Annotated in this window: 16 protein-coding genes; 12 read left to right on the top strand and 4 right to left on the bottom strand. The window is 63.9% G+C overall.

All coding sequences use genetic code 11. The annotated features are described in order from the left end of the window. Nucleotides 1-124: 124 nt before the first annotated feature. Together CWS35_RS03410 and CWS35_RS03405 are read right to left on the bottom strand one after the other, a co-directional pair. Nucleotides 125-1,642: a hypothetical protein gene (locus CWS35_RS03410; protein WP_024581627.1), complete on the bottom strand. Its 1,518-nt coding sequence runs from the start codon at nt 1,640-1,642 to the stop codon at nt 125-127. After that, nucleotides 1,639-2,391 (bottom strand): ABC transporter ATP-binding protein, encoded by a 753-nt coding sequence (locus tag CWS35_RS03405; RefSeq protein ID WP_024581628.1) that lies wholly within the window; start codon nt 2,389-2,391, stop codon nt 1,639-1,641. Before CWS35_RS03405 ends, CWS35_RS03410 begins: the two co-directional genes overlap by 4 nt. 295 nt (nt 2,392-2,686) lie before the next feature. Between CWS35_RS03405 and CWS35_RS03400 the strand changes: the two genes are divergently transcribed. From CWS35_RS03400 to CWS35_RS03375, 6 genes are all read left to right on the top strand, one after another. Continuing rightward, nucleotides 2,687-3,562 (top strand): branched-chain amino acid ABC transporter permease, encoded by an 876-nt coding sequence (locus CWS35_RS03400; RefSeq protein WP_024581629.1) that lies wholly within the window; start codon nt 2,687-2,689, stop codon nt 3,560-3,562. Nucleotides 3,563-3,571: 9 nt separating this feature from the next. Then, complete coding sequence (locus CWS35_RS03395; protein ID WP_024581630.1) at nt 3,572-4,723, top strand: branched-chain amino acid ABC transporter permease; 1,152 nt, start codon at nt 3,572-3,574, stop codon at nt 4,721-4,723. Next, complete coding sequence (locus CWS35_RS03390) at nt 4,720-5,478, top strand: ABC transporter ATP-binding protein (protein WP_024581631.1); 759 nt, start codon at nt 4,720-4,722, stop codon at nt 5,476-5,478. Before CWS35_RS03395 ends, CWS35_RS03390 begins: the two co-directional genes overlap by 4 nt. A 10-nt stretch (nt 5,479-5,488) precedes the next feature. Then, on the top strand, nt 5,489-6,268 hold the full coding sequence (locus CWS35_RS03385; RefSeq protein WP_024581632.1) for an ABC transporter ATP-binding protein: 780 nt from the start codon (nt 5,489-5,491) through the stop codon (nt 6,266-6,268). Between the two features lie 119 nt (nt 6,269-6,387). After that, entirely contained in the window at nt 6,388-8,226 is a 1,839-nt protein-coding gene (locus tag CWS35_RS03380) for a long-chain fatty acid--CoA ligase (protein ID WP_024581633.1), read from the top strand. Between the two features lie 77 nt (nt 8,227-8,303). Then, entirely contained in the window at nt 8,304-9,503 is a 1,200-nt protein-coding gene (locus tag CWS35_RS03375) for an ABC transporter substrate-binding protein (protein WP_024581634.1), read from the top strand. 122 nt (nt 9,504-9,625) lie between these two features. Here CWS35_RS03375 and CWS35_RS03370 read toward each other — a convergent pair whose 3' ends face one another. Further along, entirely contained in the window at nt 9,626-10,378 is a 753-nt protein-coding gene (locus CWS35_RS03370) for a transglutaminase-like cysteine peptidase (RefSeq protein WP_024581635.1), read from the bottom strand. Nucleotides 10,379-10,969: 591 nt separating this feature from the next. Here CWS35_RS03370 and CWS35_RS39930 point away from each other — a divergent pair. From CWS35_RS39930 to CWS35_RS03360, 3 genes are all read left to right on the top strand, one after another. Further along, the gene (locus CWS35_RS39930; RefSeq protein WP_245438851.1) at nt 10,970-11,332 is read left to right on the top strand and encodes a hypothetical protein; all 363 of its coding nucleotides are present in this window, start codon (nt 10,970-10,972) and stop codon (nt 11,330-11,332) included. Between the two features lie 74 nt (nt 11,333-11,406). Further along, complete coding sequence (locus CWS35_RS03365; protein WP_245438850.1) at nt 11,407-15,180, top strand: VCBS domain-containing protein; 3,774 nt, start codon at nt 11,407-11,409, stop codon at nt 15,178-15,180. A 69-nt stretch (nt 15,181-15,249) separates the two neighbouring features. Next, nucleotides 15,250-17,484 (top strand): CHASE2 domain-containing protein, encoded by a 2,235-nt coding sequence (locus CWS35_RS03360; protein WP_100950768.1) that lies wholly within the window; start codon nt 15,250-15,252, stop codon nt 17,482-17,484. Between the two features lie 149 nt (nt 17,485-17,633). Here CWS35_RS03360 and CWS35_RS03355 read toward each other — a convergent pair whose 3' ends face one another. Beyond that, entirely contained in the window at nt 17,634-19,241 is a 1,608-nt protein-coding gene (locus CWS35_RS03355; protein ID WP_100950766.1) for an ABC transporter substrate-binding protein, read from the bottom strand. A gap of 210 nt (nt 19,242-19,451) precedes the next feature. On the opposite strand from CWS35_RS03355, the gene CWS35_RS03350 reads away from it, so the two are divergent. From CWS35_RS03350 to CWS35_RS03340, 3 genes are all read left to right on the top strand, one after another. Then, nucleotides 19,452-21,104, top strand: coding sequence for an ABC transporter substrate-binding protein (locus CWS35_RS03350; RefSeq protein ID WP_024581639.1), 1,653 nt, complete (start codon nt 19,452-19,454; stop codon nt 21,102-21,104). Nucleotides 21,105-21,293: 189 nt separating this feature from the next. Beyond that, nucleotides 21,294-22,247 (top strand): ABC transporter permease, encoded by a 954-nt coding sequence (locus tag CWS35_RS03345; protein ID WP_100950764.1) that lies wholly within the window; start codon nt 21,294-21,296, stop codon nt 22,245-22,247. 92 nt (nt 22,248-22,339) lie between these two features. Beyond that, nucleotides 22,340-23,227: an ABC transporter permease gene (locus tag CWS35_RS03340; protein ID WP_029879182.1), complete on the top strand. Its 888-nt coding sequence runs from the start codon at nt 22,340-22,342 to the stop codon at nt 23,225-23,227. The last annotated feature ends 173 nt before the right edge of the window (nt 23,228-23,400 follow it).

The raw sequence follows: 23,400 nt of genomic DNA, 5'->3' as shown, positions 1-23,400 counted from the left end.
GGCACCTCGCAGGCAAGCTAGGCTCCAGTCATGATAAAGACGTGACGGCCGTCTCGGATTGCGCACGACAGAGACGGTCGAGCAGTGCCAGCCGTGACTGGCGCATCGGGGATCGAGGCCGTGATCAGCGTCGCGGGCTCAGCTTCCAGGCGATGACGAGTGTCAGCAGTGTCAAGGTGCCGCTGACGACGGCCGCCGCCGGGATCGTCAAGGCGAGTGCCGCGGTTGCGGCCCAGCCGATTGAGCAGAACGCTTCGGCGAAGGTGGCGACGCGGGAGGAGGTCTGGCGCCGGCGGAATTGGCTGCGCCTGGCCTGCGCGCGGAACCAGAATTGAACGGCGGCTGCGGATGCGGTCGCGATGATGATCGCGATCGCCGTCACCAGGGCCTGTTGCGGCGAGGCGAGCGCCAGCGCTGCCACCAGCGGCGCAAAAATCGCGGCGATCGCGATCAGGACGACTTCGACCTTGGCGCGGATCACCCGCGATGGTGGCAGCGGCGCGGTCGCAACCAGGTCGGGCGCGTCCTCGCCCGAAATGGTCAGCCAGGCCAGCCCGCCCGCGAGCTGCCCCGCGGCCATCACCACGACCGGCGTGATCAGCACGATCGCGGTCGACGAGCCGGAGAAGCTTCGCCACAGCATCAGCGCCGGCGGCACCAGATAGAGCATTTGCATCAGGCTCTGCGACAGCAGCCAGGGATCGCGGCGCAGCAGCAGAAACTCCTTCCTGCGCAGCGCCTGCTGCCGCGAGCCGGACCGGAACGCGCGGGCCCGCCCCCGCGTCGCCGCGGCCGGATTGGCGGCGACGCTCGTCACGGTGTCGGCAAAGCGCGGCGCGAACACCGCCATCACGACGCCGAGCATCACCAGCGCGGCGGCAAGCAGCAGCATCATGATTTCGACGTCACCCAGCGACGCCCGCGCTGGCCACCACAGCAGGCTGTCGAGTGCCGGCGCGACCCGTGCCGCGGTATCCGAGGTCAGGAAAGCAAACCGCGACAGCGTGCCGTAGGACAGCACGGCAACGACCTGCAAGGCGATGACGAAGCCGGCGCCGATCACGGCGGAAACGATCTGCGCCACCAGCCGCGTGCGGCCCGGTCCGATCAGACGGAACAGCACGACGGTGACGGCGATCGCGGTCGCCGCCGCCGAGAGCCCGATCGCAACCACGACGCCGAAGCCGGCGAGCCAGCGCGCGCCGCCGAGATAGACCAGAACGTCGATGAACGGCGTCGACAGCAACAGCGCCATGCAACTCACCGTCAGCGCGATCGCGGCGATCCGGATCGAGAAGATGTTGGTGAGCTTGGCCGGCGACGACATGATCAGATCGAGATCGGCGCGGGCATAGAACACCCGCGTCACCGACTCGATCGCCTGCGAGAGCATCAGCGCCCAGGACAGGAAGATCGTCGCCGTCAGCACGATCAGCGAGGATGGATCGAGCGGAAACCTGAGGTCGACATAGCGGGCGACCACGGCATAGGCCGGCAGATGCAGGATCGCCGCGAAGATCACGAGCCCGATCACGGCGCGATTGCGCCGGCGCCGGCTGCCGGTCATCATCGCCAGCCATTCGCGCCAGGCGAGGCGGAACTCGTGGCGGGCGAACCAGGCGAGATGGGCGGTCGAGCTCACGCGGCGACCGCTTCGGTATCGACCAGCGCGATGAACATGTCCTCGAGGCTGGTGTCGTTGCGGCCGTTCTGCTCGCGCAGCTCGGCCAACGTGCCCTCGGCGATCAGCCTGCCGGCCGCAATCACGCCGATGCGGTCGGCCATGCGCTCGGCGACTTCGAGAATATGGGTGGTCATGATCACGGTGCAGCCGGCGCGGACGCGCTCCTGCAACAGCCCCTTGACGTGACGCGCCGACAGCGCGTCGAGGCCGGTCAGCGGTTCGTCGAGAATGATCAGGCGGGGATCGTGCACCAGCGCGCCGGCCAGCGCCACCTTCTGGCGCATGCCCTTGGAGAAACCTTCGCAGCGCTCGTTGAGATGCGGCTCGAGCCCGAGCGAGGCGAGCAGATTGCGTGCCGATTCTTCCGAAGTGCGCGGGTCGATGCCCCAGAGGCCGGCGACGAATTCGAGATATTCCAGCGGCGTCAGCTTGTCGTAGATCATCGGCTCGTCGGATACCCAGGCCATGATCTGCTTGGCGGCGACCGGATCGGCCAGCGCGTCGATGCCGAGGATCGACACCGCGCCGGCATCCGGCCGCAGCAGCCCGGCCACCATACGCAGCGTCGTGGTCTTACCGGCGCCGTTCGGCCCGAGCAGCGCATAGAACTCGCCGACACGGACGGTGAGATCGAGCGCATCGACCGCCGGGCGGTCAAAACGCTTGGTTAACCCTCGCACGGCGAGTGCGGCCAGTTCCGATGTCATGATGTGGTGGCGATCCGGGATTTCGCTCGTCAGTTGCGCAAGCTTGGACAAAAACCGTTTCGGTGCGGTGAATCGCAGCGGGCAAATCGAACACGATACCCGTATTAGTCCGTGCTGCGGCATTTCTCCGCAAATGTGATGATGGCGGCGGATCAGCGGTTTGTTGACACGGATCGGGCCTTTTGGCTCAATCGGGGTGGACATAGGCGGCTTTCAGCGCTTCCGGCACAAGGGCGCGAAGGCGGGATGCAACGAGCGGTCGGACTAAGAACCGCCGGGCATCGGGGAGGGAACGATGCTGGACTTTGTTCAGCAGCTCGTCAGCGGCATTGCGCTCGGCTGCGTTTACGGCCTGATCGCGCTTGGCTTCGTGCTGGTCTACAAGGCCACCGAAGTCGTCAATTTCGCGCAAGGCGATTTGATGATGCTGGGCGGCTTTTTCGCCTTCACCTTCATCGGCATGCTCGGACTGAACTACTGGGTCGGCTTCGCCGGCGCGGTGATCTGCATGGCGCTGTTCGGCATGCTGGCCGAGCGGCTCGTGGTGCGGCCGATCCTCGGCTATCCGCAGTTCTCCATCATCATGGCGACGATCGGGCTCGGCTATTTCCTGCGCTCGGTCGCCGGCATGATCTGGGGCACCGACGACTTCAAGATCGAGACGCCGTTCAGCCAGGGCGTGCTGCGAATCGGCAGCCTGGTGCTCGCCTATGACAAGCTGTCGGTGATTGCGGCGACCATTATCCTGTGTGCGCTGCTCTATCTGTTCTTCAACCGCACCACGCTCGGCACCGCGATGCGCGCCAGTTCGGAGAACATGCTGGCTGCCTATTACATGGGCATCCCGGTCAAGCGCGTGGTTTCGATCGTCTGGGCGATCTCGGCGGCGGTTGCGACCTGCGCCGGCGTGCTGCTGGCGCCGATCACCTTCATCCATTCCAATGTCGGCCTGGTGCTGGGGCTGAAGGCGTTTCCAGCCGCGGTGCTCGGTGGCTTCGGCTCGATCCCGGGCGCGGTGGTCGGCGGTATCCTGATCGGCGTAATCGAGAGCATGGCCGGCTTCTATCTCCCGCAGGGATGGAAGGACGTCGCGCCCTACATCGTGCTGCTCGCGGTGCTGCTGCTCAAGCCCGAGGGCCTGTTCGGCCTTCACGTCCGAAAAAAGGTTTGAGGAGGAAGCATGCGGTTTCTCTTCAAGACCGACTATGAAGACGACATCAGGCTGTTCCCGCATTCCGGCTACGTCTATTCTTACGGCCTGTTGCTCGTGGTGCTGCTGATCGCGCCGTATGTGCTCTCAAGCTATCTGATGAGCCAGCTCGTCTTCGTCTGCATCTATGCGACGGTTGGCGTCGGGCTGATGATCCTCACCGGCTTCACCGGGCAGGCCTCGCTCGGCCATGCCGCATTTCTGGCGATCGGCGCCTACACCGCGGCCTATCTGCAGCAGTTCAACGTGCCGTTTCCGGTCTACTTCCTCGCCGCGGGATTGTTGACCGGCGTGGTCGGCGCGCTGGTCGGATTTCCGGCGCTGCGGTTGCAGGGCATCTATCTGGTGATCGCGACGATCTCGTTTGCCTTCATCGTCGAGGAGATCATGGCGCGCTGGGAAAACGTGACCAATGGCAACGAGGGCATGCGGGTCAAAACCATGCAGTTGCTCGGCACCACGGTGTCGCGCGACGGCCCGGTCTTCTATTATCTCTGCCTTGCGGTGCTGGTGCTGACCATCGTCGGCACGCTCAACCTGCTGCGCTCGCCGACCGGGCGCGCCTTTGTCGCGATCCGCGACAGCGAGACCGCGGCGCGCAGCATGGGCATCAATGTCGCGCTCTACAAGGTGAAGTCGTTCGCGATCTCGGCTGGCATCACCGGCTTTGCCGGCGTGCTGTTCGCACACAAGCTCTCCTTCATCTCGCCCGAGATGTTCACGTTGCAGCTTTCGATCGAGTTCATCATCGTGATCCTGATCGGCGGCACCTTCAGCCTGCATGGCGCGGTGCTGGGCGCGATCTTCCTGGTCATGATCGATCCGTTCCTGACCTATCTGAAGGACGACATGCCGGGCGTGATCGCGGGCGCTGCCGCCACGCTCGGCGCCGGCCAGGACCGCGCGGCACACATCCAGGATGCAGTCGCGGCCTTCGCCTCCGCCAACGGGCTGAAGGGCGCGATCTACGGCATCATCATCGTGGCGTTCGTGCTGTTCGAGCCGCTCGGGCTCTACGGCCGCTGGCTCAAGATCAAGCTCTTCTTCCAGTTGTTCCCGCTGTACAAGCGCGCGACCTTCAAGCGGCAGAAGATCTATGTGAAGTCGGAGCGGAATCGATGAGCTATTTCCGCGCCGAGAACCTGTCGCTGCATTTCGGCGGCCTCAAGGCGGTCGATGCCGTCAGCTTCGCGGTCGAGAAGGGTGAGATCCTCTCGATCATCGGGCCCAACGGCGCCGGCAAGAGCTCGATCTTCAACCTGATCTCGCGAATCTATCCGCCGACCTCGGGCAGGATCTTCTTCGAGGATCAGGACATCACCCACGAGCCGGCCTACGATATCGCCCGGCTCGGCATCGCGCGCACCTTCCAGAACATCGAGCTGTTCGAGAACGCGACCGTGCTGAGCAATCTGCTGGTCGGGCGGCATCGCCATTCCACCACCCGGCTCTGGCAGGAGCTGTTGTTCCTGCCGAGCGTCCGCGCCGGCGAGAAGGCGCATCGCCGCCGGGTCGAGCAGGTGATCGAATTCCTCGATCTCGAGCCCTATCGCGACAAGCTGATCTCAGGCCTGCCCTACGGCGTGCGCAAGGTGATCGAGCTGGCGCGGGCGCTGTGCTCGGAGCCGAAGCTGATCCTGCTCGACGAACCGTCGTCCGGGCTCAATGTCGAGGAGACCGACGACATGTCGTTCTGGATCCGCGACATGAAGAGCGAGCTCGGCATCACGGTGCTGATGGTCGAGCACGACATGACGCTGGTCAACCGCGTCTCCGATCGCGTGATCGCGCTGAATTACGGCCGCGTGCTGGCGATGGGTTCGCCATCCGAAGTGCAGCACCATCCCGACGTCGTCGCAGCCTATCTGGGCGCATGAGGATGATGCCATGAGCACGCCCGACATCATCCTGAAACTCTCCAACATCGAGAGCTACTACGGACCGATCATGGCGATCCGCGGCATCAGCCTCGAGGTGCCGCGCGGCCGGATCGTGACGCTGCTCGGCGCCAATGGGGCCGGCAAGACCACGGTGCTGAAGACGATCTCCGGCATCCTCGACCCGCAGAAGGGCTCGATCGAATTCCTCGGCAAGCCGATCCAGCGCATGGAGGCGGACCGGATCGTGCGGCTCGGCCTCAGCCATGTGCCGGAGGGACGCGAGGTGTTTCCGTTCCTGTCGGTGCGCGAGAACCTGATGATGGGTGCCTATCTGCGCAAGGACCGCGACGGTGTGGCGCAGGACCTCGAGCGCGTCTACGGCTATTTTCCACGGCTGAAGGAGCGGCTCGGCCAGCCTGCCGGGCAGCTTTCGGGCGGCGAGCAGCAGATGCTGGCGATCGGCCGTGCGCTGATGAACCGGCCGACGCTGCTGCTGCTCGACGAGCCGTCGCTCGGGCTGTCGCCGATCCTGGTGAAGGAGATCTTCACCATCATCCGCCGGGTCAATCAGGAGCAGGGCATGTCGATCCTGCTGGTCGAGCAGAATGCCAAGATCGCGCTGGAGACGGCGGATTACGGCTATGTGCTGGAGATCGGCCGCGTCGTCATGAACGACACCTGCGAACGGCTGATGAATTCACCCGATATCCAGGAGTTCTATCTCGGCGCCAAGGAAGCCGGCGCGCGGGGCGAGCGGCGCTGGAAGAAGAAAAAGACGTGGCGCTGAGAGCGCTGAGGAAGGCTTGGTACTGAAACAGAGTTGGAGCTAGATTTTAGCCCTGTCTCGTGAACAAGACCGGCACCAAGGGCCGGCACGTGAGGCAGGCGGCAGAGGAGGGAGCGCGCATGGCAGGACCGGCGGTGCTGACGGTTGCCGACACGATCGCGAGGAGCTTTCTGCTCGCGGTGCAAACGCGTGGCGACAGGCCCGCGATCCGCGAAAAGAAATTCGGCATCTGGCAGCCGACCAGCTGGCGCCAATGGCTACAGATTTCCAGGGACATCGCCTTCGCCCTGCACGCGACCGGCTTCCGCCCCGGCGATGTCGGCTCGATCATCGCCAACGCGGTGCCGGAATGGGTCTATGCCGACATGGGCATTCTGTGCGCCGGCGGCGTCTCCTCCGGTATCTACCCGACCGATTCGGCGGCGCAGGTCGAATATCTCGTCAATGATTCCCGCACCCGGGTGATCTTCGTCGAGGACGAGGAGCAACTCGACAAGGTGCTGACCTGCCGGTCGCGCTGTCCGACGCTGGACAAGATCGTCGTGTTCGACATGGAGGGCCTCTCCGGCTTCTCCGATCCGATGGTGCTGTCGCTCGCGGAATTCACCGCGCTCGGCCGCAATCACGCGCAAGGCAACGACGCCCTGTGGGACGAGATGACCGGTAGCCGCGCCGCCGCCGATCTCGCGATCCTGGTCTACACCTCGGGCACCACAGGCCCGCCCAAGGGCGCAATGCACTCCAACCGCAGCGTGACGCATCAGATGCGCCACGCCAACGATCTCTATCCCTCGACCGACAGCGAGGAACGGCTGGTGTTCCTGCCACTCTGCCACGTCGCCGAGCGGGTCGGCGGCTATTACATCTCGCTCGCGCTGGGCTCGGTGATGAATTTCGCCGAGAGCCCGGAGACGGTGCCGGACAATCTGCGCGAGGTGCAGCCGACCGCATTCCTCGCGGTGCCCCGGATCTGGGAGAAATTCTATTCCGGTATCACCATCGCGTTGAAGGACGCGACCCCGTTCCAGAACTGGATGTACGCCCGGGCGCTTGCGATCGGCAACCGGATGACCGAGTGCCGGCTGGAGAGCGAGACGCCGCCACTGTCGCTGCGGCTCGCCAACCGTGCCGCCTACTGGCTGGTGTTCCGCAACATCCGCCGCATGCTCGGGCTCGACCGCTGCCGGATCGCGTTGACCGGCGCCGCGCCGATCTCGCCGGATCTGATCCGCTGGTATCTCGCGCTCGGCATCGACATGCGCGAGGTCTACGGCCAGACCGAGAACTGCGGCGTCGCGACCATGATGCCGGCGGACCGCATCAAGCTCGGCTCGGTCGGCAAGGCCGCGCCCTGGGGCGAGGTGATGATCTGCCCGAAGGGCGAGATCCTGATCAAGGGCGACTACCTGTTCATGGGCTATCTCAACCAGCCGGAGAAGACCGCCGAGACGATCGACGCCAAAGGCTGGCTGCACACCGGCGATGTCGGTGCGATCGACAATGAAGGCTTTGTGAAGATCACCGACCGGATGAAGGACATCATCATCACGTCAGGCGGCAAGAACATCACGCCGTCGGAGATCGAGAACCAGCTCAAATTCTCGCCCTACGTCTCGGACGCGGTCGTGATCGGCGACAAGCGGCCGTATCTCACCTGCCTGATCATGATCGATCAGGAGAATGTCGAGAAATACGCCCAGGATTACGACATCCCGTTCACCAACTACGCGAGCCTGTGCCGGGCCCGCGAGATCCAGGACCTGATCCAGCGCGAGGTCGAGGCGGTCAACGTCAAGTTCGCGCGGGTCGAGACCGTCAAGAAATTCTACCTGATCGAACGCCAGCTCACGCCGGAGGACGAGGAGCTGACGCCGACCATGAAGCTGAAGCGCAGCTTCGTGAACAAGCGCTACGCGGCCGAGATCGACGCCATGTATGGCGAGCGGGCGGTGGCGTAGCGGACGACGAACGTCGCGAAGGAGCCAGCAGGCCCGACCCTTCGCTCACCATGGGCCTTTGCAAGGAGGAGACTGCAATGTCGAAATCGCTGAAGGCGCTGGGCCTTGCGGTCAGCGCGCTGGCGCTGACCTGTCTGCCGGCCGCAGCCCAGACCAAGGTCACCAATGAGGGTATCTCGCCGACCGAGATCGTGATCGGAACGCATCAGGACCTGTCCGGCCCGATCAAGGTCTGGGGCGTGCCGGTGTCGAACGGCATGAAGATGGCGGTGGAGGAGATCAACGCCGGCGGCGGCATCAACGGTCGCAAGATCAGGCTGATCCTGGAAGACAATGGCTATGATCCGAAGAAGGGCGTGCTGGCCTCGCAGAAGATGGTCGAGCGCGACAAGATCTTTGCGATGATCGGCTCGATGGGCTCGGCACCGACGCTCGCCGCGCAGGACATCCTGTTCGATGCCGGCGTGCTGCAACTGTTCCCGCTCACGGCGGCGGAATTCACCTTCAAGTTCGATCCCAACAAGCCGCAGGAGCGGCTGAAGTTCAACAACCTCTTGCCCTATGTCGAGAGCACGCGCGCCGCGCTCAAATACATGATGGAGTGGAAGAACTTCAAGAAGCCCTGCATCATGAATCAGGACGACGAGTACGGCAAGAACGTGCTCGACGGCTTCACCCAGCAGCTCGCGGCGATGAAGGTGCAGCCGGCCTCGATCACTAGCTACAAGCGCGGCGCCTCCGACTTCTCGGCGCAGATCGCCAAGATGAAGGCCGATGGCTGCGACCTCGTCGTGCTCGGCACCGTGATCCGCGAGACCATTGGCGCGATGAACGAGGCCAAGAAGCTCGGCTGGGACGTAACCTTCCTCGGCGCCACGCCGACCAACGTGCTCGAAGTGCCGGCGCTCGGCAAGGAGGCCGTCGAAGGGCTCTATGCCGCCTCGGGCTTCGAAATCCCCTACGAGGACACGGCCAAGGGCAAGGTCAAGGACTGGCTGGTCAACTACAAGAAGATGTTCAACACCGACGCCAACACCCAGGCGATCATCGGCTACAATGCGGTGATGACCTTTGCGTTCTACGCCCAGAAAGCGGGCAAGGATCTCACCGGACAGAAGATGCTGGATTCGCTGGAGTCAGGCGACAAGTTCCTCGACATCTTCAATTCGCCGCCGACCAAGTTCTCCAAGACCGATCATCTCGCCAACACCATCACCCAGGTGCAGCAGGTGAAAGCCGGCCGCTGGGTTCTGGTGAAGGACAACCTGATGTTCTGAGCGGGCCGGGACTCCGCCTGCCGTCGTTGCGAGGAGCATCGCGACCAGGCAATCCATCTCTCCACGGAGGGATGGATTGCTTCGCTTCGCTCGCAATGACGGAATGTATTTGAAAGTTCGGTTCAATTCGCCGGCACGGCCGGCCGCCACGCGGCCTCGGTGACGAGCGGCGCATCGACATAGCGGCTGACGCCATGCTGGTCGATCACGAAGGTCGGCCGGAAATTCCTGATATCGGAATCCTCGATCATCGCCATGCGGCGGTTGTCGAGGATCAGCCAGTGGCCGGCGAGCCGCGCCGCGACGACGGCATGGTCCTCGCCGCCGAGCAAATCGTGCATCACGACGATGCGGAGGTCGTCCGCCGCGACGCCGGCCTCGCGCAGCGCCACGAATTTCGCGATCGCATAATCCTCACAGTCGCCGCTGCCGCGAGCGAAGGTGGCCAGCGGCGTGGCCCAGACGTCGGGCTCGCCATAGGCGGCCAGATCGCTGGCCGGATGGATCGCCAGGTTGATCGCGCGGTTGATCTCGCCGAACCGGGCGCGGCCGTCCCGCGCCCGTCCGGCATCGACGATCGCCAGGAACCGCAACGCCTCTTGCGACGCGCAACCCTCACGGTCGCCTTCGCAGATCGCGAGTTGCACCATTTCGCCCGCGAGTTGGCGCTGCACGCCGAGCCATTTGTCGTGCAGGCCGCCGCCGGCGAGCAGGCTGGTCCGCTGGCCGAACGGCTCGGTCGATTGTCTGATCAATGTTGCCGGGCCGGGCGACAGCAGCGACGCGGCGTTGAGCTCGGCAATCGGGGCGGTCAGCGCCAGGCCGAACCCCAGCATGACGGCACGCAGCGTGCGCGAGCGAAGCGAGAATCCCATGTGACACCCCTGTCCGGGCATCGGCGGGCGCATGCTGCACCGCGCACGTGACCGGATCGTTTCAATGCCACCAACATGGCAGACGGCCCTTTGAATCCGCTTAAGATGTGGGGAAACCGGGCAAGAGGCTGAAGGTCGCGTGGTCAGGGTCCCGAAAACTTTATCGGTTTGTGAAGGGAACCAGCGAACCTTTTCTGCCCTCGCGCCGCCTTACGCTTGGATTCGGGCAATCGGCTGTCCGCGCGCAGGGCTGCTGTAATTTGTAAGCTAATTCACAGCTTTAGCCGGAAGTTTGCGGTTAACTCCCGGCCCGGGACTGCGGGCAAATAGAGGCAAGTAGAGTGATGTCGATCGATACCACGAACACGTGGCTCAATACCCATCTTGGCCCGAATCCCACCTCATGATACCGTTTATCGAGTCCGAACTACACGAGTCGCGAGACAGGGGGCCGGAGCTGACCCGGCAAGAAGGCGCGGCCGGAGCACCGTGCGCAAGCACGACATGGTTTCGCCAGGCTTTATCCAGTGATATGCATAAGCATTCATTTGGATACCTTAAGAATTTTAACCATCGTGCGGTGAGCCGCCCGTGAACTTTGTCGATAAATTCGACGGCTTTTTGCCGGACACGGACGCCTATGCCCGTGGCGGGTCGGTTCATGTCGACAGCGTCTCCACACATGCGCCGCCCGGCGCGATCACGGTCGACGACGGGCAATTGCTGTTCACCGGCGACTTCAAGCGGACCGGGCTCGACCTCGTCATCGCGAAGGACGACCGGGAACTGGTTCTGCGCGACTATTTCAAGGGCGAGCACCGGGCGGCGCTGGCGTCGCCTGAGGGTGCGCATCTCACCGGCGACCTCGTCAACGCGCTCACCGGTTATACCCAGTACGCGCAGGCTGGGGGGCCGCGGAACCGGCCAAGGTCATCGGCCACGTCACCAAGCTGACCGGAAGTGCCACCGCCATTCGCAACGGCGTCGCGATCATCCTGAACCAGGGTGACAACGTCAACAAGGGCGACGTGGTGCAATCCGGTAGCGACTCGACGCTCGGCATCACCTTCATCGATGGCACCGTGTTCGGTCTCGGACCGAACGCCAAGATGGTGTTGAACGAGATGATCTACGACCCGAACGGGTCGAGCAATTCGTCGCTGATGAGCCTGGTTTCGGGCACGATCTCGTTCGTGGCCGGTGCGACCGCCAAGCACGGCGACATGAAGGTCGACACGCCGGTCGCGACCATGGGCATCCGCGGCACCGCGGTGCTGGTCGAGATCGATTTCGACGTGCAGGGCACCGGCGGCGTCCCGCCAGCCAAATTCCAGGTGCTGGTCGAGCCCGATGGCACCACGGGCTCATACATCCTGTTCGACAAGACGACGCTCAATCCGATCGCGACCGTCGATCAGGCCGGCACCCAGACCATCGTCAACGGCCAGGGCAGCGTCAGCTTCGTCTCGTCGGCGCAACTGTCGACCGATGCGCAGAAGCTCATTTCGGACGTCTTCGCGCTGAAGTTCACCGACAATTCGAATCCCAACACCAAGCTCACGACGAACTTCACTGACAGCGTCATCCCGGTCACGATCGGTATCAAGCTCGCTGGCGGCGACGTCGTCGTGCCGACCACCGTGCTGCTGTCGATCTCCGGCGTCACCATCCCGCAGGCCGTTGCCGCGGGGTCCCAGCACGTCGCCGGGCCGCCGAAAGTCGTGACGCAGAATGCGGAGTTCACCGAGCAGCCCGGGGTGACTCATAGCGGGGTGCCCGACACCGTGACGGGCGGGATCTCGTGGGTGGACGTCAATCTTGGCGACACGCCGACTGCGACGGCCTATTTCAATGCGTTCAACTACCACGACGCCAGCGGCAACGACGTGACCTCGTCGCTGACGGCGGTGCAACTGGCGGCCATCAAGGCCGTTGAGATCCCGCTGCTGCTGGATCCCAATCCGCTGAACAGCAATTTCGGCTCGGCAAGGTGGACGTACAGCCTGGCCGACGGCGCCTTCGACTTCCTGGCCGCCGGCGAAACGCTGACGCTGACCTACATGGTGCGCGTCGACAACAATTTCGCGCTGAGCAACGAGACCGGGTACAACACCATCACCATCACGATTACCGGTACCAATGATGCGCCGGTCGTGACGTCCTCGGCACAGGTCGGTTTGATCGTCGAGCAGCCATGGACGACGAACTCCACCGTTCCAGATACCGCACACGGCACGGTGACATTCACCGACGTCGATCTGACCGACACCCACTCCGTCACCATCACCGGCGTCACCGAAGCCGGTGTCACCACGGGGCTCGCCAGCGAGGCCACCGTGCTGAGCTGGCTGTCGCTGGGGGCACTGGTCGATTCGACCGACGGCGTGACGGGATCGCGCTCCTGGACCTTCTCGGCTGCCGACAGGTATTTCGACTATCTTGCCGCGGGCGAGACGCTGACGCTGGCCTACACGGTCCAGATCGACGATCATCATGGCGGCGTCGTCACGCTCCCTGTCACGATCACGATCGTCGGAACCGACGACAAGCCGGTGATCACTTCGCCGACCCAGGCGGCGGCCATCACCGAAATCCCCGACGTGACCGGCTCGCTGACGCATGATGTCGCGTCCGGCAGGGTGACGTTCACCGATGTCGATCTCAGCGACACCCACAGCGTCACGGTCGCCGGCGTAACCGAGGCGGGCGTTACTACGGGCCTTCCCGATCAGTCGACGATCCTGAGCTGGCTGTCGCTCGGCGCCCTGACCGACTCGACCGGCGGTGTCACCGGATCGCGGGCCTGGACCTTCTCGGCGGCCGACAAGAATTTCGACTATCTCGCCGCGGGCGAGACGCTGACGCTGACCTATCTGATCCAGGTCGATGACCATCATGGTGGCGTCGTCACCCAGCCCGTGACCATCACCGTCACCGGGACCAATGACGCGCCGACATTCACCTCGGAGCCGTCGACCGCGACGATTACCGAGGCGCCCGGCGTGACCGGTTCGCTCACGCCCGACGTCGCCCACGGCGCGATGACGTTCGTCGATGTCGATCTCAGCGACACCCACACGATGACCATCACCGGCGTGGCGGAATCCGGGACCACCACGGGCCTGCCCGAGGATGAATCGACGATCCTGAACTGGCTCTCGCTGGGCACGCTGACCGATTCGACTGGCGGGATCACCGGGTCACAGCTCTGGACCTTCTCGGCCGCGGACAAGAATTTCGATTATCTGGCTGCCGGCGAAACGCTGACGCTGACCTACACGGTCGAGGTCAACGATCACCATGGCGGCATCGCGAGCCAGCCGGTGATCATCATGATCGTCGGCAGCAACGATACGCCGGTCATCACGTCGGCGGCGCAGGCCGCGACCATCATTGAGCAACCCGACACGACGGGGTCGTCGAAGCCGGACAGCGCATCCGGCACCGTGACGTTCACCGATGCCGATCTCAGCGACACCCACGCGGTGACCATCACCGGTGTCGCCGAGGCCGGCGCAACCACGGGCCTGACCGAGGACGAGTCCACCATCCTGAACTGGCTCTCGCTCGGCACGTTGACGGACGCGACCGGCGGCGTGACGGGAGCGTCGACCTGGACCTTCTCGGCGGCGGACAAGAATTTCGACTATCTCGCCGCGGGCCAGACGCTGACGCTGACCTATACGATCCAGATCGACGACCATCATGGCGGCGTCGTCACCCAGCCGATCACGATCACGATCGACGGCTCCAACGACGCGCCGACGCTCGCCAATGTCATTGCCGGCACGCTGGTCGATACCGCGGCCAACGACACGTTCAGCCCGCTGACCGGGACACTCCACGGCAATGACGTCGACCAGGGTGAAATCGCGATGCTGACCTATGCCGCGCTCAATTCGAGCCATCTCGCGGTCAACACGCCGATCGCGGGTCTCTATGGCTCGCTCACCGTGCATGCGGATGGCACCTACACCTACGTTCCCGACTCGGCCGCGATCAACGCGTTGGGTGAGGGGACCTTCGCCGATACGTTCAGTGTCGAGACGATCGACGTGCATGGCGCCGTCGGGGTCGCAACGCTGACCGTCGACGTGATCGGCGCCAATGATGCGCCCATTATCCATCCCGACAATATCGGCCTGATCCAGAATCCCGACGGGACCGAAACGATCACCGGCCTGACGGTCACGGACGCCGATGCCGCGGCCAGCGAGATATTCACCCTGGCCGCGTCGACGCCGCCCGGCTCCGGCAACAGCGTGACGCCGACGACGCTGCTCGGCCATCTCTCCGACATCAACGCCGCGCTCGGGTCGACGGGCCTTACCTTCACCGATCCCGGCCATACGCCGCCGGTGACCGATCAGGTTGCGCTCACGGTGACCGATGGCCATGGTGCGAGCGACACGCTCAATCTGATCTTCAACCTGACGACCTCAGGCCCGAACATCGCGCTGCAAGGGACCGCCGGCAACGACGTGATCTTCGCGACCAGCCATGCCAACACGCTGACCGGCGGTGGTGGCGCCGATCAGTTCGTGTTCAGGGCCGACACCGGCAACGACACGATCACCGATTTCAAGCCTGGCATCGACAAGATCAACCTGTTCGATTATTCGCCCTTCGTTGCCGGCGATGCCGACTCGTTCAACGCCTGGCTGAACAATGCCGCCGTCGAACAGCTCGCCAACGGCACGCTGATTCACCTCGATGCCAACGATTCGATCATGCTGACGAACGTCAATCGGGCGAACCTGCACATCAACGACTTCATCCTTCATCCCGGCGGCATTGCCTGAGGGCGGCCGAGCCGGCCGTTGCGAAAGTCCGCGCGTGATCGGCTCGCGCGACCGTGATATCCAGACGGCATGAAACGGCTGAGGGCGATACGAAGGTGGTTCGGACGGCGCTTCGGTTATGCGCGGCTGGCCTGCGTCGGGCTGCTGATCGGCGTGGCCGCGCTGCGCGCCGCGGATCCGGCTCCGGTTCAGGAAATTCGTGTTAGGACGTTTGACACCTTTCAGGTGCTCCAACCCCGCAAGAAGGCTGCGCATCCAGTCACCATCGTCGACATCGACGAGAAGAGCCTCGCCGATCCGCGGCTCGGACAATGGCCCTGGCCCCGCACGCGGATCGCCGACATCGTGATCAATCTCACCCGGCTCGGTGCCGTGGTGATCGCCTTCGACGCTGTGTTCTCCGAGCCGGACCGGCTCAATCCCGATATCGCGGCCGACACCTTCAGCAGCCTCGACGAGGAGATGCGCACCAGGTTGCGGCAGTTGCCGAGCAACGACAGCATCCTGGCCGACGCCATCAAGAGCTCGCGCGTGGTGCTCGGCGAATCCGGCGGCCCCAATGTGCGCGCCGACCTCAATGAAAAGCTGCCGGTCACGGGATTTGCGATGCTCGGCGAGGAGCCGCAGCAATTCATGGTCGAGTTTCCGGGACTGTTGCGCAACGTGCCTGTGCTCGAAGAGGCGGCGGCCGGACGCGGCCTGTTCACGATCAAGCCGGAACGCGACGGTATCGTGCGGCGCGTGCCGATGATCATGGTCGCCCAGGGCATCACCATGCCGTCGCTGACCTTCGAGATGCTGCGTGTGGCGAGCGGCACGGGCACCATCCTGATCAAGGCCGACGAGGCCGGCATTCAGAGTCTCGGCGTCAAGGGTTTTGCGATCCCGACCGATCGCAATGGCCAGCTCTGGATCCATTACGCGCCCCGCGATCCCTCGATCTATGTCTCGGCCATCGACGTGCTGGAGGGACGTGTCGCGCCGGACAAGATCGCCGGAAAGCTGGTCCTGATCGGCACCTCCTCGATCGGACTGAACGACATCAAGACGACGCCGGTGACGCCGGCGATGCCCGGCGTCGAGGTTCATGCCCAGGTGCTGGAGAGCGCGCTGACCGGCGACGTCGTCTCGCAGCCGAACTACGGCATCAGCATCGAATTCCTCGCCGCGCTGGTCATGGGTCTGCTGGTGATCGCCTTCGCCCCGAAGTTCGGCCCGGTGACGCTGGTCGCGGTCGGCGGGCTGTTCGCCTCAGTGCTGATCGGCACCTCCTGGTACTTCTATGCCCAGCATCGGCTCCTGATCGACTTCACTTACCCGCTGATGTCGACCACGGCGATCTACCTCACGCTGATCTTCTCCGCTTTCGTGCGCGAACAGCAGCAGCGCCGGCAGATCAGGTCGCAGTTCGTGCAGTACATGTCGCCCGCGCTGGTCGAGCAACTGGCGCAATCGCCGGAGCGGCTGGTGCTCGGCGGCGAGGAGCGCGAGATGACCATCATGTTCTCGGACATGCGCGGCTTCACCTCGATTTCGGAAACCTACAAGAGCGACCCGCAGGGCCTTACGGCGCTGATGAATCGCTTCCTCACTCCGCTTTCCAACGCGATCCTCGCCCGCAAGGGCACGATCGACAAGTATATGGGCGACGCCATCATGGCGTTCTGGAATGCGCCGCTCGACGACAGACAGCACCAGATTAACGCCTGCGACGCCGCGCTCGACATGCTGGAGCGCATCGGCGACCTCAACCGCGAGCGCGAGCAGGAGGCGCGGGATGGCGGGCATGTCTATGTCCCGCTGAACATCGGCGTCGGTCTCAACACCGGCACCTGCGTGGTCGGCAATATGGGTTCCGACGTGCGCTTCGACTATTCGGTGTTCGGCGACAGCGTCAACCTGGCCTCGCGGCTCGAGGGACAGTCCAAGGAATATGGCTTCCCGATCATCGTGGGATCGAAGACCGCGCTCGCGGTGAAGGAGAAATTCGCGATCCTCGAGCTCGACTTCATCATGGTCAAGGGCAAGAGGGAGCCCGAGGTGATCTACGCGATCGCCGGCCGCGAGGACGTGGCGAACTCCGGGCGCTTCCAGCGGCTGCGCAACCTGACCATCGAGATGCTCGCCTGCTACCGTGGCCGTGACTGGGACGGTGCACTCGCTGCGATCGAGCGCGGCCGCAAGACCGATGAGGCGCAGACGTTGCAGTATCTCTACAGTCTCTATGAGGCACGGATTCGCGCCTTCCAGGCCGAACCGCCGCCGGTCGATTGGGATGGCGCGTTCGCGTTGACGACGAAGTAGACGTCACGCATCCGATGTCGTCCCGGCGGAGGCCGGGACCCATAACCACCGATCGATGTTGTTAAACATGGTTGGGGCCACAGCATGCTACAACGACTCAATCCTGTGGTTATGGGTCCCGGCCTTCGCCGGGACGACGGCGGAAGAGGTCACTCCAGCCCGATCTGCGTCAGATCCTGGAACCAATGCTGCGCCTGCACGAAGGTCTTCACCTTCGGCGATAGTGCGTGCGGATTGGTGTCGTGCACCACCCAGACCAGCGCGGCATCGTCGACGATCAGTGCGTGAGCTTGCGCGAGCAACGCGTCCTGCTTCGCGGTGTCGAAGGTCTGCCTGGCTTCGTCGATCAACGCATCGACCTTCGGGTTCTTGTAGCCGCCCCAATTGACGCCCGTCGGCGCCACCTGGCCGGAATGGAAGAACCGCACGATGGCATAGAGTGGATCCGACGTGACATAGGCGATGTTGTTAGCGGTGATGCCGGCGTTCATCTCGTCGGCCGCGCCCTTGCGCCAGTGCGTATAGAGCGTCTCGAGCTCGACCACCTTGAAGTCGATGTCGATGCCGATCTCCTTGAAGCTCTGTTGCAGGAATTCGTTCATCGGCAGCGACAGCATCTGCCCGGTACCGCCCTGGGCGATAATGAAGGTGGTCTTTAGCGGCTTGTCCTTGGAGTAGCCGGCTTCCGCGACCAGTTTCTTCGCTGCGGCGAGGTCGTATTTCAACTCGAAGCTCGGCTTGCCGAACCACGGGCTGGACGGGTCGACCTGGCCCTTGGCCGGCTTCGCCAAACCATTCATCAGGCCGACCACCGCGTCGCGATCGATCGCGAGGTTGAGCGCCTTGCGCAGCCGGATGTCGGTCCAGGGCGAGCCTGGCAGCACGCTCAGATGATAATTCCAGACATGCGGCGTCACGTTGTCGACGATCCTCATGCCGGCGGCCTTGAGCTGTGGCACGGCGTCGGGCGCCGGTGTTTCGATCAGGTCGACCTGGCCGGCCAACAGCGCATTGGTGCGGGTCAGCGCTTCCGGCATCGGGATCAGGATCATCTTGTCGACCTTGGCGAGCCGCTTCTTGTCCCAGTAATCCGGATTCTTCGTCAGCTCGGCGAGCTCGCGCGGCACCAGTCTGGTCAGCTTGAACGGGCCGGTACCGGAGGGCTGGCTCGCGAACTTGTCCCAATCCTTGCCGAGCTTGTCATACTGCGTGGGACTCGAGACCAGGAACCAGAGCATCTGGTAGGGGAAGAACGAATCGACCGTCTTGGTCGTGATCTCGATCGTGGAATCGTCGATCTTGGCGTAGCTCGCAACCGAAGGCAGGCGGGTCTTGACCTGCGCGCTCTGCCGCTTGTCGAACTGCGGTGCCTTGTCATTCAGCACCTTGTCGAGATTCCAGATCACGGCATCGGCGTTGAAATCGCTGCCGTCGTGAAACTTGACGCCTTTGCGCAGCGTGAAACGCCATTTGGTCCTGTCGCCGTCGTCGACCTTCCATTCGGTGGCGAGTCCGGGCACCAGTTTGCCCGGCCGGTCGGCAACGTCCATCTCCCAGGCGACCAGCGGATCGTAGATCGTGTAGGCCGTGAACTGATAAGCGCCGGCACCGCGATCGGGCTGGCCCGTCGTCAGCGGAATGTCGGCCATCGAGATGCCGTAGCGCACAATGGATTCCGCTTGCGCGGACAAGGAAGGCCAGCCCGTGATGAGGGCAAGCGCCACAGCCGCCGTCAGGATCGAATTGCGCTCACGCATATTAAAGGCTCCGTTGGTGGGACGTCGGAGCCGAATGGTGCAAGCATGATGCCAGAATAGGCATCTTTGTGCGGTGCAGGGGCGAGGTGGGAAGAAATGACGCGCCCGGCGATCATTTGCTGAAGAACTATTCCCCTTGGCACAGGCATTGCATACGCTTGCCCAACAAATAATCACCAAAACGTCACCAGTCTCGAAGGGGTTGCTCAGATGCGTAACAGGAAGACCAATGCGGCAGCGATGATGCTGGCGCTCGCGATGGCCAATTGCGTGCCGGCGATCGCCAGCGCCGAAACCGTGCTGCGTATTGGCATGACGGCTGCCGATATTCCGCGCACGCTCGGGCAGCCCGACCAGGGTTTCGAAGGCAATCGCTTCACTGGCTTGACGATGTATGACGCGCTGACGATGTGGGACCTGTCGTCGTCGGACAAGGCCAGTGCGATGATCCCGGGCCTCGCCACCGAGTGGAAGGTCGACGATGCCGACAAGACCAAGTGGGTTTTCAAGCTGCGTCCCGGCGTCACCTTTCATGATGGCTCGCCGTTCAATGCCGACGCGGTGGTCTGGAACGTCGACAAGGTTCTGAAGCAGGACGCGCCGCAATACGACGCGAGCCAGGTCGGCGTCACCGCTTCGCGCATGCCGACCTTGGTCTCGGCGCGCAAGATCGACGACATGACGGTGGAGCTGACCACCAAGGAGCCGGACAGCTTCCTGCCGATCAACCTCACCAATCTGTTCATGGCGAGCCCGGCCAAGTGGCAGCAGTTCTACGACAAGGCCGAAGGCGCCGACGCCAAGGCGAAGTCGCAGGCCGCATGGGCTGCGTTCGCCAAGGACGCCTCGGGCACCGGTCCCTGGAAGATGTCGAGCTTCACCCCGCGCGAGCGGCTCGAACTGGTGAAGAACGAGAACTACTGGGACAAGGCCCGCGTGCCGAAGACCGACAAGATGGTGCTGTTGCCGATGCCGGAGGCCAATGCGCGCACCGCCGCGCTGCTGTCCGGGCAGGTCAACTGGATCGAGGCGCCGGCGCCGGATGCGTTGCCGGAGATCAAGCAGCGCGGCTTCAATCTCTATTCCAACGAGGAGCCGCATGTCTGGCCGTGGCAGTTCTCCCGCGTCGAGGGCTCGCCGTGGAACGATATCCGGGTCCGCAAGGCCGCCAATCTCTGCATCGATCGCGAAGGGTTGCGCGATGGCCTGCTCGCGGGACTGATGGTGCCGGCCACCGGCACGTTCGAGCCGGGTCATCCGTGGCGCGGCAACCCGACCTTCCAGATCAAGTATGACAAGCCGGCTGCGCAAAAGCTGATGCAGGAGGCGGGCTTCGGCCCGAACAAGAAGCTGACGGTCAAGATCCAGACCTCGGCGTCGGGATCGGGCCAGATGCTGCCGTTGCCGATGAACGAATATCTGCAACAGGCTTTGGCGGAGTGCTACTTCGATGTGCAGCTCGATGTCATCGAGTGGAACACGCTGTTCACCAACTGGCGGCGCGGTGCCAAGGACCCGTCGGCCAATGGTAGCAATGCGATCAACGTCACCTACGCGGCGATGGATCCGTTCTTCGCGCTGGTACGCTTCCTGCAATCGGGCATGGCGCCGCCTGTCTCGAACAATTGGGGCTTCAACAACAATCCGAAGTTCGACGAGCTGGTGAAGAAGGCCCGCCAGACCTTCGAACCCGCGGCCCGCGACGCGGCGCTGGCCGAGCTGCATGCGGCATCCGTCGACGATGCAACCTTCCTGTTCGTCGCCCACGACGTCGCGCCACGGGCGATGAGCCCGAAGATCAAGGGCTTCGTGCAGCCGAAGAGCTGGTTCGTCGACTTCTCGCCGGTCACGGTCGCGCCGTGAGATGAGCACGCTGGTAGGGCTCCCCTCCCCCTTGCGGGGAGGGGTTGGGGGAAGGGGTTCACACGGGAAGTCCCCGTGCGGCCACCCCTCTCCCTAACCCTCCCCCGCAAGGGGGAGGGAACCCTCGTATCGTGCGTCTCTGACCGTAACCTGCGCACCTCGTTGTGCGACATCACGTTAGGTAAGCCTGTGTTCGCCTATACGTCCAGACGAATCGTCTACGTCATTCCGATCGTGCTCAGCGTCGCGCTGGTGTGCTTCCTGCTCGTGCATATCACGCCTGGCGACCCGCTGGTCGCGGTGCTGCCGGCCGATGCCTCGCAGGAGCTCGCCGCGCAGTTGCGCTCGGCCTATGGTTTCGATCGCCCGCTGCCGGTGCAGTTCGGGCTGTGGCTGTGGCGCGCGATCCACGGCGATCTCGGCAACTCGATCGCGACCGGGCGCCCGGTGCTGTCGGAGGTGATGCGCGCGGTCGGCAACACCGTGATGCTGGCGGTCGCCGCCGCGATGATCGGCTTCACGCTAGGCCTGCTGTTCGGGCTGATCGCCGGCTACTTCCGCGACACCTGGGTCGACAAGGTCGCGACCTCGATCGCGATCGCAGGCGTCTCGTTGCCGCATTACTGGCTCGGCATGGTGCTGGTCATCATCTTCTCGGTGCAGCTCAACTGGCTGCCTGCGGTCGGCGCCGGACCCGGCGGCTCGGCGGCCTGGGCATGGGACTGGGAGCATCTGCGCTATCTGGTGCTGCCGGCAATCACCACCTCGGTGATCCCGATGGGCATCGTCACCCGCACCGTGCGCGCGCTGACCGGCGACATCTTGAGCCAGGACTTCGTCGAGGCGCTGCGTGCCAAGGGCCTGCGCGAGACCCACGTGTTTCGCCACGTCGTCAAGAACGCGGCACCGACCGCGCTCGCGGTGATGGGCTTGCAACTCGGTTATATGCTCGGCGGCTCGATCCTGATCGAGACGGTGTTCTCCTGGCCGGGCTCGGGCCTGCTGCTGAACTCGGCGATCTTCCAGCGCGATCTGCCGTTGCTGCAGGGCACGATCCTGGTGCTGGCGCTGTTCTTCGTGCTGCTCAATCTCCTGGTCGACATCGCGCAGGCCGCGATCGATCCGCGCATCAAGCGGAGCTAGAGCATGATCCGGAAAAGTGGAGACCGGGTTTCCGTCGCGACAAACACGGAACGCGTTTGCGCGGAGATCATGCTCCAACCAAGAGCCGTCCTATGAGTGCGATGTCAGATACTGCATTGCAGGCTGCACCCGCGAGCAAGGCGCGCGGCTACTGGGCGACGGTCGGGCGACGGATCAGGCGCGACAAGGTCAGCATGGCCTGCGCCATCATCCTGCTGCTGATCTTTGCCTCGGCGCTGCTGGCGCCGTGGCTGCATCTCGCCGATCCCTATCAGGGTTCGATGATCCGCCGCCTCCGCCATATCGGCACGCCGGGCTATCCGCTCGGCACCGACGAACTCGGCCGCGACATGCTGGCGCGCTTGATCTATGGCGGACGGCTGTCGCTGGTGATCGGTATCCTGCCGGTGATTCTCGCCTTCGTGATCGGCACCTCGCTCGGCCTCGTCGCCGGCTATGTCGGCGGTAAGCTCAACACCGCGATCATGCGCACCGTCGACGTGTTCTATGCTTTCCCGTCGGTGCTGCTGGCGATCGCGATCTCGGGCGCGCTCGGCGCCGGCATCACCAATTCGATCGTGTCGCTGACCATCGTGTTCGTGCCGCAGATCACCCGCGTCGCCGAAAGCGTCACCACCGGCGTCCGCAACATGGATTTCGTCGAGGCGGCGCGCGCCTCCGGCGCCGGTCCCTTCACCATCATGCGGGTCCACATGCTCGGCAATGTGCTCGGCCCGATCTTCGTCTACGCCACCGGCCTGATCTCGGTGTCGATGATCCTGGCCGCCGGCCTCTCGTTCCTCGGGTTGGGGACGAAACCGCCGGAGCCGGAATGGGGCCTGATGCTGAATACGCTGCGCACCGCGATCTATGTCAACCCATGGGTCGCGGCGCTGCCGGGTGCGATGATCTTCGCGGTCTCGATCTGCTTCAATCTGCTCAGCGACGGCATGCGCAGCGCCATGGACATCAGGAACTAAGCACGATGAAAATACTCGCGGCCGCTCTCCGCAACGACGGTCCACCTCTCCCCCTGTGGGAGAGGTCAGATCGCATCGTTAGATGCGATCTGGGTGAGGGTTACGGCCTCTCGTTGGACCTAAAGCCCTCACCCGGCGCTGCGCGCCGACCTCTCCCCGGTGGGAAGAGGTGA

It is taken from the genome of Bradyrhizobium sp. SK17 (assembly GCF_002831585.1).
Lineage (GTDB): Bacteria > Pseudomonadota > Alphaproteobacteria > Rhizobiales > Xanthobacteraceae > Bradyrhizobium.
Note: the sequence above shows the minus strand (reverse complement) of the source record. Positions and strands in the feature narration are given on the sequence as shown.